The organism is Promicromonospora sp. NPDC060271 (assembly GCF_042726755.1).
In the GTDB taxonomy this organism is placed as follows: Bacteria; Actinomycetota; Actinomycetes; order Actinomycetales; family Cellulomonadaceae; genus Promicromonospora.
In genome coordinates this window covers 1-9,833 of sequence record NZ_JBHXBG010000197.1, presented here as the reverse complement: position 1 = coordinate 9,833, position 9,833 = coordinate 1, and the positions used below count along the sequence as shown (strand labels likewise).

The window sequence follows — 9,833 nt, the reverse complement described above, 5'->3', positions numbered from 1 at the left end:
GCGCCTGTCCGCGTCTCCCTGGTGTAACCAAGGAGACCGGACAGGCGCTCTACTTCGCGGACCCGGCCGAGGGCTCAGCCGAAGTTGACGCCCTGCGCCAGCGGCAGCTCCGTCGAGTAGTTGATCGTGTTCGTGGCGCGGCGCATGTACTGCTTCCACGCGTCCGAACCGGACTCGCGCCCGCCGCCCGTCGACTTCTCGCCGCCGAACGCGCCGCCGATCTCCGCACCGGACGTCCCGATGTTGACGTTCACGATGCCGCAGTCCGAGCCGGCCTCCGACATGAACGTCTCGGCCTCGCGCACGTCCATCGTGAAGATCGACGACGACAGGCCCTGGGGCACGTCGTTGTGCAGCGCGATCGCCTCGGACAGCTCCGAGTAGGTCAGCACGTACAGGATCGGCGCGAACGTCTCCCGCTTGACGACGTCGGCCTGCGTCACCATCCGCACGATCGCGGGCTGCACGTACGCGGCGTCCTCGGCGCCGGGCACGGTGACCGCGGTGCCGCCCACCTCGAGCCTGCCGCCCGCGGCGACGGCCTCGTCGATCGCCGCGAGCATGCGCTCGCGCGCACCGGCGTCGACCAGCGGGCCGACCAGGGTGCCCTCGGCGCGCGGGTCGCCGACCGGCAGGCTGCCGTAGACCTTGGCGAGCCGCGCGACGACCTCGTCCGCCACCGACTCGTGCACGATCAGGCGCCGCAGCGAGGTGCAGCGCTGCCCGGCCGTGCCGGCCGCCGAGAACACCGCGCCGCGCACGGCGAGGTCGAGGTCCGCCGACGGCGCGACGATCGCCGCGTTGTTGCCGCCCAGCTCAAGGAGGTACCGGCCGCCGCGCGCGGCGACGACGGGGGCGACCTGCTGGCCCATCCGCTCCGAGCCGGTCGCCGAGACGAGCGCCACGCGCCGGTCGGCGACGAGGGCCTCGCCTGCCTCGAGGTCGCCGAGAAGGAGCTGCGAGACGCCCGCCGGGAAACCGGCCTCGGCCAGCGCCCGGTCGAGCAGCGCCGAGGCGCCGACGGCCGAGAGCAGCGTCTTCTCGCTCGGCTTCCACACGACCGTGTCGCCGCAGACGAGCGCGACGGCGGTGTTCCACGACCACACGGCCACGGGGAAGTTGAACGCGCTGATCACGCCGACGACGCCCATCGGGTGCCACGTCTCCATGAGGCGGTGGCCCGGGCGCTCGGACGGCATCGTGCGTCCGCCGACCTGCCGCGACAGCCCGACGGCGAAGTCGCAGATGTCGATCATCTCCTGGACCTCGCCCAGGGCCTCGCTCGTGACCTTGCCCGCCTCGATGGTGACCAGCTCGGCCAGGTCGCTCTTGTGCTCGGTCAGCAGCTCGCCCAGGCGCTTGACCACCTGGCCGCGCACGGGGGCGGGGACGGAGCGCCACGTGGTGAAGGCCTCGGCGGCCCGGTCGACGGCGGCGGTGGCCTCCGCGGCGCCGTCCCGACGCACGTGGAGCAGGGGCTGGCCGGACAGCGGCGACACGACGGCGAGGCCGCCGTCGGCCGAGTCGCCGTCGGCCGGGACCGCCGGGGCCTTGGCCCCGAGCCGCTCCAGGGCGGCGAGCGCGGCGTCCCGCAGCTCGGTGGTCAGCGGGGTGTGGGTGGTGGTGCTGGTCATCGCGATGCTCCCGTTGTGCGGTTGGGCGTGGTGAGGGTGGCCGGGTCGACGCCGAGGGTCTCGGCGGCGGCGGCGAGCGACCTGGCCACCTGGTCGGCGTACAGGTCGAAGGGATCGTTGAGCTCGCGGCCGAGGGCGCCCGCCATCCAGTCGGCGTCCCGGTCCGTGCCCTCCTGGCTCGCGTCCTTCGCGCCGTCCGAGGTCAGGTTGGACTGGAAGATGCCGGCCGCGGAACGCGGCAGGAAGTCCTCGTAGACGACGGGTTCGCGGCGCACGCCCGTGCCGTCGGCGTCCACCTCGTAGGTGAACCAGCCGAGGCCCTGGGCGGCGAGCTCCGCCTCGGTCGTCGGGAAGGTCTTGTGCCAGACGGCGCGGGCGATCTCCTGGCGCTGCGCCTCCGTGAAGCCGGGGGTCTCGGCGCGGGCCGCCGCAGTGGCCTCGTCGATCTCGACGACCGCCGCGTCGTACGCGGCACGGCCCTCGCGGGTCAGCGCGATGCCACGCGCCTCGACCTCGCCGAACCGCACGCGCAGGGCGTCGCTCACGATCTCGCCGTCGGCCGTGCGGAAGGTGCGCGGCTCGGCGAGCGCGCGGAACGACGTCTGGCGCAGGAGGACGTCCGGGCCCGGCCAGCGCGGCGGGCCCTGGATCGCGTCGATCATTGTGATGCCGCGCGCCTCCATGCGCGCGTACAGGTCGTCGATGTCGAGCACGCGCGGCGTGAGGTGGTTGATGTGCGTGGAGGCGATGCCGCCGATGTCGGCCGCGACGGCGCTCACGGCCTCCAGCTCGCGGTACCAGGCCTGGTCCACCGGCTCGGTGGACAGCTCGAACGCCTCGGTCGCCAGGAGGAGGAACTCCGCCGCCTGGTCCTCGGGCAGGCCGCCCTCTGCCTCGGCCCGGTCGGCCAGGGCCAGCAGCTCCGGGCCGAACAGCGTGCGGGCGCCGAGGAAGTTCTCCAGGCGCTGCTCCAGGTCCGCGGTGAAGAACCGGCGGTCCGCCGTCACCAGCATCGACGTGAAGACCCGGAACGGGTTGCGCGCCAGCTCCTCGCGCTCGACCGGACGGAACGCCGTCGAGATCACCGGGACGGAGCTGGACGACGCGTCGCGCAGGTCGTAGAACCCGACCGGCTGCATGCCCATCGCGCCGAAGATTCGGGCGACCTGCGACATCTCGGTGGGCGTTCCCACGCGGATCGCGCCGTGCCGCTCCGCCGTGACGCGCGCGATGGAGCCGAGCCGTTCGGCGTCCGCCCCGTTCTTCGTCACGAAGTCGGCGTTGACCTCGTGCGACACGTCCAGCAGCGTGGTGTAGGCCGGAACCTCCTGGCCGTACATGTCCGAGAGGCTGCGCGCGAACGCGGCCCTCAGCTGCCAGGGCTCGAGGAACGTCGGTGCCGACATCGGTGTCTCCTTGTCCATCCGTCAGATGATGTTGGCCTCGGGGCCTCGTCGCCCCGGGCCGGTGGTGGTCGTGCCGGAGGCGTCCGTGGCGAACCGGTCGGCGCTGAACCCGGACACGTCGGTCGGTGGTGTGCGGCCCGCGTACAGGTCACGCACCGCCTCGCCGACCGCGGGTGCCTGGAGGAACCCGTGGCCGGAGAAGCCTGCGGCGTACAGCACGCGGCCGGGCACGCCGGTCGCCTCGCCGATGAGGGCGTTGTGGTCCGGCGTCATCTCGTAGAGACCCGCCCAGCCGCGCGCGACGGGTACGTCGACCAGCTCGGGAGCGCAGGCCCCCAGCGCGCCGCGCAGCAGCGGAAGCCAGGACGGGTCGTACGTGCGCTCGAAGGCGATGGGCGTCGCCGGGTCGGCGATCCCGAGCAGCAGGCCGTCGGGTGCCGCGTTGTGGAAGTAGAAGGTGGTGCCGTAGTCGATGGTGAACGGGATCCGCGACGGCGCCGGGTCCAGCGCAGGGGTGAAGCCGATCTGCCGCCGGTAGGGGTCGACGGGCAGGTCGAGCCCCGCCTTGGTGGCAACGTCGCGCGTCCACGCGCCCGCGCACAGCACGACCGCGCCGGTCCGCACCCGGCCCTGGTTCGTCCAGACCGCGACGACGTCGTCACCCCTCGTCTCGACGTCGACGGCCGTCACGTGCGTGCGGACCGTCGCGCCGTGACGCTCGGCCCCCGCGGCATACCCCTCGACGACGGCCTTGGGGTGGGCGAACCCGTCGCGCGCCGCGTAGGCGGCGCCCCGGTACCTGTCGACGTCGACGTACGGGTTGAGCCGGCGGACGGCGTCGGGGCTGAGCATGCGGCTCGCCACCCCGCGCTCGTTCTGCATGGCCACCGACTCCTCGAAGAGCGTGACGTCGTCGGCGTCCGGCAGGAGGAACAGGTAGCCCGGCTGCTGCAGCCCGATGTCCGCGCCCGGACGGCGCGCGAAGTCCTCGTACATTTCAAGGCTGCGGTTGCCGAGGTCGACGTTCGCGGGGTCGGAGAACTGCGCCCGCACTCCCCCGATGGGCTTGCCCGAGCTGCCGGAGGCGAGCTCCTCGGCCTCCAAGAGCAGCACGTCGACGCCGTCCTCGGCGAGGTGGAACGCCACCGACGCGCCGATCGCACCACCGCCGACGACCACCACCTCGGCCCGCGCGGGGAGACTGCCCCGCCGGTCCGCGGCGTGCCGTGCTGAGGTCATGCACGCATCCTGCCACGTACTCCTGCGAATGCAGACACCCGCCGGAACTCTTCCTGTCACAACTACCCAGACGGGCAACCCACCGGTCAGACGCAGCCCAACGTGTCAGACGTACAGGCCACTCGGGTGACCTGTACGTCTGACAGGTCGGTGCGGGTCTGACAGGTCAGCTCGCGGCGGCAGCGCGGCAGTCCGCGCAGGTGCCCCAGAGCTCGATCGTGTGCTCGATGTCGTCGAAGCCCTGCGCCGCGGCGACCTTCGAGGCCCAGGCCTCGACCGTCGGCCCGTCGATCTCGACGGTCCGGCCGCACATCCGGCACACCAGGTGGTGGTGGTGCTCGCGGCGCGCGCACCGGCGGTAGAGGCTCTCGCCGTCCTCGGCGCGCAGGACGTCCACCTCGCTCGCGTCCGCGAGCGCCTGCAGCGCCCGGTACACGGTCGCGAGGCCGACGGACTCGCCGCGGGCGCGCAGGGTCTCGTGCAGCTGCTGGGCCGAGCGGAAGTCCGCGATCTCGTCGAGCGCCTCGACGACGGCTGTCCGCTGGCGGGTCATGCGTGCGGCCATCAGCGGCACTCCTTCGCGGCGGCCACCGCACGTTCCGTTGCGGCAGCGGGCAGGTCGACGTCGTCGGGCAGGTCTGGATGTGGGTCGTGCGCGGGACGCCGCCGGGTCAGGAACGGCGCCACCAGTGAGACCACCGCGTAGACCGCGATGGCAAGGACCACGATAGTCGCGCCGGGCGAGACGTTGTACCAGTAGGTGATGGTCAGGCCGGTCACGCAGACCACGACGCCGACGACGCACGCCGTGAGCATCGTGCGCCCGAAGGCGTGCGTGACCTGCTGGGCCACGGCGACGGGCACGATCATGAGCGCGCTGACGAGCAGCAGGCCGACGACGCGCATGGCGACCGTCACCGTGAGGGCCGAGACGACCGCGACGACGATGTTCAGCGCCCAGACGGGCAGGCCGGACGCGACGGCGAACTCCTCGTCGTGGCTCACCGAGAACAGCGCGTGCCGCAGGCCGACCCCGACGGCCAGCACCACGAGGGAGAGCACGACGGTGAGCCAGAGGTCGCCGTCGGTCACCGTGGAGATGGAGCCGAACAGGTACTGCATGAGGTTGCCGGAGGAGCCGCCGGCGATCCCGATGAGGAAGACGCCGCCGGCGATGCCGCCGTAGAACATGATGGCGAGCGCGAGGTCGCCGGAGGTGCGTCCGCGCCGCCGGACCACCTCGATGAGGACCGCGCCGATCACCGCGGCGACGACGGCGCCGGGGATGGCGAGGGCGTCGTTCGGCGTCAGCCCCATGCCCGCGCCGACGAGCCAGCCGAGCGCGACGCCCGTCAGGGCGACGTGCCCGATCCCGTCGCCGAGCAGGGACAGCTTGCGCTGCACCAGGTAGGTGCCGACGACGGGGGCCGTGATGCCGACGAGGAGCGCCGCGACGAGGGCCCGCTGCATGAACGGGTCGGTCAGCATGAGCGTGATCACGGTCGCACCTCCAGGTCGAGAGCCATCGCTTCGGCGTCCCGGACCGTCCGGCCGCCGTTGTCGTCGGCGTGCGGGTGCTGGTGCCGGTGTCCGACGCGGTCGTGGTCGTGCCGGGCGCGCGGCGGGGCGCCGTCGTGCACCACCTTGCCGTGCCGCAGCACGACGGCGCGGGTGACGAGCGGCTCGAGCTCGCCGAGCTCGTGCAGGACGACGAGCACGGTGAGGCCGCCGTCGACCAGCCGTTTCATGGTGGCGGCGAACGCCTCCTGGCTGGCGACGTCCACACCCGCGACGGGCTCGTCCAGTACGAGAAGATCGGGTTCTCGGACCAGGGCGCGCGCGATGAGGATGCGCTGCTGCTGGCCGCCCGACAGGAGGTGCACGGGATCACGCGCCCGGTCGGCGAGGCCCACCTGTTCGAGGGCGGTGTCGACCTGGTCGCGCCAGCCGCGCGGCGGCCACAGCCGGCGGCCGTGCAGCAGGCCGGACGCGACGACCTCCTGCGCGGTGGACGGGATGCCGCCGCCGGCGGTCGCGCGCTGCGGCACGTAGCCGATGCGGCTCCAGTCGACGGCGGCCCCGCGTGGGCCGGCCCCGAGAGACCTACCGAGCAGCCGGACGGTGCCCTCGGACGGCGGGTTGATGCCGACGAGCGCGCGCACGAGGGTCGACTTGCCTGAGCCGTTCGCGCCCAGCAGCGCGACGACCTCGCCGCGGTCCACCGTCAGGTCGATGCCGCGCAGGATGTGGCTCGCGCCCGCACGGAAGTGCAGGCCACGGGCCTCGATGACGGGTTCGCTCGTCTCGGTCACCTGCCTAGTGTCCGTCATTCGCAGACCAGGCCCTCCTCCAGGGCGGCGAGGTTGGCCTGCATGACCGAGACGTAGTCGTCGCCGGCGGCCGTCGCGTCCTCGGACAGGCCCTCCAGCGGGTCGAGCACGGCGGTGTCGACACCCAGGTCGGCGGCCAGGGTCTCGGTGACCTTCGGGCTCACGAGCGTCTCGGAGTACAGGGTCTTGACGCCGCGCTCCTCGACGATGTCGCCGATCTCACGCAGGCGGGCCGGGGACGGCTCCACCTCGGGGTCGAGCTCGGAGATGCCCACCTGCTCCAGCGCGTAGCGGTCGGCGAGGTAGCCGAACGCGGTGTGGCTCGTCACGAGCGTCGCGCCCTGGCAGGTGGCCAGGCCGTCCGCGAACTCCTGGTCCAGCTCGTCGAGCTGCTGGCCGAGGCGCTGGGCTCCGGCGGCGTACTCGTCGGCGTGCTCGGGGTCGACGGCTGCCAGCTCGTCGGCGACAACCTTCCCGACGGCGGCCAGCCGGCTCGGGTCCAGCCAGAAGTGCGGGTCGGTGGCGCCGTGGCCGTGCTCGTCGGCGTGCTCGGCGTGCTCCTCCTCGGTCTCGCCCGCGTGGTCCTCCTCGGCCGCCTCTGCGTGCTCGACGAGGCCGGCGGCGTCCGCGGCGTCGACGACGTGCTCCGGCGCACGGGCCTCTACGGCCTCGTCGACGGCGTTCTGGAAGCCGGACAGGTAGACCACCAGGTCGGCCGTGCCGACCTCCCGGACCTGCGCAGGGGAGAGCTCGAGGTCGTGCGGCTCGGCGGCCGGCGGCGTCAGGTTGTCGACGGTGACCAGGTCGCCGCCGATCTGCTGCGCCACGTACTGGAGCGGGTAGAACGAGGCGAGCACGGTGACGCCGTCGGACTCGTCGGAGGAGCCGCCCGCGGCCTGCGCCGAACAGCCTGCGAGGGTCGCCGTGGCGACAAGAGCGAGGCCGGCGAGAGCAGCGCCGGTGGCGCGAGTCGTTATCATGAGAACGATTCTCACGCCTGTTGAGAACCGTTGTCAAAGATCGGTGCCGAGAGGTCGGTCACTGGCTAATTCGCGCAGGCCTCGACCTGCCCGGACGGTAGGCTGGGCGGACATTGTTTACCGCCTGTTCCCCTGGAGAGACCCCCGTGTCCGACAAGTCAGTGCGCTCTGCGCAGACCGCCAAGCTCGACGCCGTCGTCTCGCTCGCGAAGCGACGAGGTTTCGTCTTCCCGTCGGGTGAGATCTACGGTGGAACGCGTTCAGCGTGGGACTACGGCCCCCTCGGTGTGGAGCTCAAGGAGAACATCAAGCGCCAGTGGTGGCGTTCGACCGTCACGAGCCGTGACGACATCGTCGGCCTCGACTCGTCGGTCATCCTGCCCCGCCAGGTGTGGGTCGCCTCCGGCCACGTCGGTGTGTTCACCGACCCGCTCACCGAGTGCCTCTCGTGCCACAAGCGCTACCGCGTGGACCAGATGCAGGAGGCGCACGCGGACAAGAAGGGCATCGACGACCCGGACTCCGTGCCGCTGGCGGACCTGGTGTGCGTGAACTGCGGCACCCGCGGCCAGTGGACCGAGCCCCGCGACTTCAACATGATGCTGAAGACGTACCTCGGCCCCGTCGAGGACGAGTCCGGCCTGCACTACCTGCGCCCCGAGACCGCGCAGGGCATCTTCGTGAACTTCGCCAACGTCGCGGCCGCCGCGCGCAAGAAGCCGCCGTTCGGCATCGGCCAGATCGGCAAGTCGTTCCGCAACGAGATCACGCCGGGCAACTTCATCTTCCGCACGCGCGAGTTCGAGCAGATGGAGATGGAGTTCTTCGTCAAGCCGGGCGAGGACGAGGAGTGGCACCAGTACTGGATCGACGAGCGCACCCGCTGGTACACCGACCTCGGTATCTCGGCCGACAACCTGCGCCACTACGAGCACCCGAAGGAGAAGCTGTCGCACTACTCGACCCGCACCGTGGACATCGAGTACCGCTTCGGCTTCCAGGGCAGCGAGTGGGGTGAGCTCGAGGGCATCGCCAACCGTACGGACTTCGACCTGAAGACCCACACGGAGAGCTCGGGCAAGGACCTCGCGTACCGCGACCCGGTGACGAACGAGAAGTACTACCCGTACGTCATCGAGCCGGCCGCCGGCCTCACCCGGTCCCTCATGGCGTTCCTCGTCGAGGCGTACGCGGAGGACGAGGCGCCCAACACCAAGGGCGGCGTCGACAAGCGCACCGTGCTGCGCCTGGACCCGCGCCTGGCCCCGGTCAAGGCAGCGGTGCTGCCGCTGTCCAAGACGGCGGACCTGCTCCCGGCGTCGGAGGCTCTGGCGGCCGAGCTCCGCAAGTACTGGAACATCGACTACGACGTGACGCAGGCCATCGGCAAGCGCTACCGCCGGCAGGACGAGATCGGCACACCGTTCTGCATCACCGTCGACTTCGAGACGCTCGACGACCAGGCGGTGACCATCCGGCACCGCGACTCCATGGAGCAGGAGCGCGTGGCGCTGGACAAGGTCGTCGGCTACCTGGCCGGCCACCTCGTCGGCGCCTGAGGCAGCGGCTCGCCGGCAGTCGGTGCGACGCGCGCGTCCTGCGCCTGCTCCCGCAGCAGACGTAGGACGCGCGCGGCGTCCCTGTCGTTCGTCTCGATCTCGTGCAGGGGCTGGACACGAAGCGGCCCGTGCGCACCGACGACCAGGACCGCGCGGGGAGCGCGAGCGTCATGGGCCTCGCCATCGGGATCGGCGCCCCGAGCACCGCGGCTGCGGTGAGCCCCTCGAAGCGGTACTCCACGTCCACCAGACCTTCCATGAGCGACACGGCCATGCTCAGGTCGTCCGCTGCGCTGCTGTCTCCGACATGAGCCGCGAGATCACGGCGAACGTCGTCGTCGAGCGGCTCCAGCTCGATCCTCATCTGCTTGCCCGCAGCCGCCATGAGCGCCGACAGCATCTCCAGCGACGGGGAGCGGGCACCCGTCTCGATCGCCGCGACAGTGCCACGTGAGACGCCGGCACGGGCGGCCAGGCTCGCCTGCGTCTGCTGCGCGGCATGTCGCGCGCCCTTGACGAGCTGAGCCGCGTTCACCTGTGCGCCTTCGAGTTCCACGACGCCATCGTGCCCGCTACGGCGGACCGATGCCGGGCACGCGAGGCCGTCCTGTGGACAACCTCGACCCAAGGAAACTGTAGGAATCCGGGGTGGGTTGCTCTGAGTAGACAACGTCTACTCAGAGCA

10 protein-coding genes and 1 pseudogene are annotated in these 9,833 nt (G+C 71.8%); 3 read left to right on the top strand and 8 right to left on the bottom strand.

All coding sequences use genetic code 11. The features are described 5' to 3' along the window. Positions 1-74 precede the first annotated feature (74 nt). The 7 genes from ACFWE2_RS22330 to ACFWE2_RS22300 form a co-directional block, all read right to left on the bottom strand. Positions 75-1,634 carry an aldehyde dehydrogenase family protein gene (locus ACFWE2_RS22330; RefSeq protein WP_377226399.1) on the bottom strand — a complete coding sequence of 520 codons (1,560 nt, stop codon included), beginning with the start codon at positions 1,632-1,634 and terminating at the stop codon, positions 75-77. Beyond that, the gene (locus ACFWE2_RS22325) at positions 1,631-3,040 is read right to left on the bottom strand and encodes a 2-oxoadipate dioxygenase/decarboxylase family protein (protein ID WP_377226398.1); all 1,410 of its coding nucleotides are present in this window, start codon (positions 3,038-3,040) and stop codon (positions 1,631-1,633) included. The genes ACFWE2_RS22330 and ACFWE2_RS22325 overlap by 4 nt, the downstream gene beginning before the upstream one ends. A gap of 21 nt (positions 3,041-3,061) precedes the next feature. Continuing rightward, complete coding sequence (locus ACFWE2_RS22320) at positions 3,062-4,279, bottom strand: NAD(P)/FAD-dependent oxidoreductase (protein ID WP_377226397.1); 1,218 nt, start codon at positions 4,277-4,279, stop codon at positions 3,062-3,064. A gap of 166 nt (positions 4,280-4,445) precedes the next feature. After that, positions 4,446-4,844, bottom strand: coding sequence for a Fur family transcriptional regulator (locus ACFWE2_RS22315; protein ID WP_377226396.1), 399 nt, complete (start codon positions 4,842-4,844; stop codon positions 4,446-4,448). Then, entirely contained in the window at positions 4,844-5,767 is a 924-nt protein-coding gene (locus tag ACFWE2_RS22310) for a metal ABC transporter permease (protein ID WP_377226400.1), read from the bottom strand. The genes ACFWE2_RS22315 and ACFWE2_RS22310 overlap by 1 nt, the downstream gene beginning before the upstream one ends. Positions 5,768-5,775: 8 nt before the next feature. After that, the gene (locus tag ACFWE2_RS22305; RefSeq protein ID WP_377226395.1) at positions 5,776-6,609 is read right to left on the bottom strand and encodes a metal ABC transporter ATP-binding protein; all 834 of its coding nucleotides are present in this window, start codon (positions 6,607-6,609) and stop codon (positions 5,776-5,778) included. After that, a complete protein-coding gene (locus ACFWE2_RS22300; RefSeq protein ID WP_377226394.1) occupies positions 6,606-7,589 on the bottom strand; it encodes a metal ABC transporter substrate-binding protein in 984 nt (327 codons plus the stop codon). Before ACFWE2_RS22300 ends, ACFWE2_RS22305 begins: the two co-directional genes overlap by 4 nt. Before the next feature lie 146 nt (positions 7,590-7,735). Here ACFWE2_RS22300 and ACFWE2_RS22295 point away from each other — a divergent pair, with 146 nt between their 5' ends. The 3 genes from ACFWE2_RS22295 (at position 7,736) to ACFWE2_RS22285 (ending at position 9,602) form a co-directional block, all read left to right on the top strand. After that, a complete protein-coding gene (locus tag ACFWE2_RS22295; protein WP_377226393.1) occupies positions 7,736-9,148 on the top strand; it encodes a glycine--tRNA ligase in 1,413 nt (470 codons plus the stop codon). Positions 9,149-9,276: 128 nt separating this feature from the next. Further along, entirely contained in the window at positions 9,277-9,459 is a 183-nt protein-coding gene (locus ACFWE2_RS22290; RefSeq protein WP_377226402.1) for a hypothetical protein, read from the top strand. Next, positions 9,456-9,602, top strand: coding sequence for a hypothetical protein (locus ACFWE2_RS22285; protein WP_377226401.1), 147 nt, complete (start codon positions 9,456-9,458; stop codon positions 9,600-9,602). Before ACFWE2_RS22290 ends, ACFWE2_RS22285 begins: the two co-directional genes overlap by 4 nt. Here the strand turns inward: ACFWE2_RS22285 and ACFWE2_RS22280 are convergent. Further along, positions 9,573-9,683: pseudogene (locus tag ACFWE2_RS22280) on the bottom strand (hypothetical protein); the annotation flags it as partial. The gene ACFWE2_RS22285 and the pseudogene ACFWE2_RS22280 overlap by 30 nt on opposite strands. Positions 9,684-9,833: the final 150 nt, after the last annotated feature.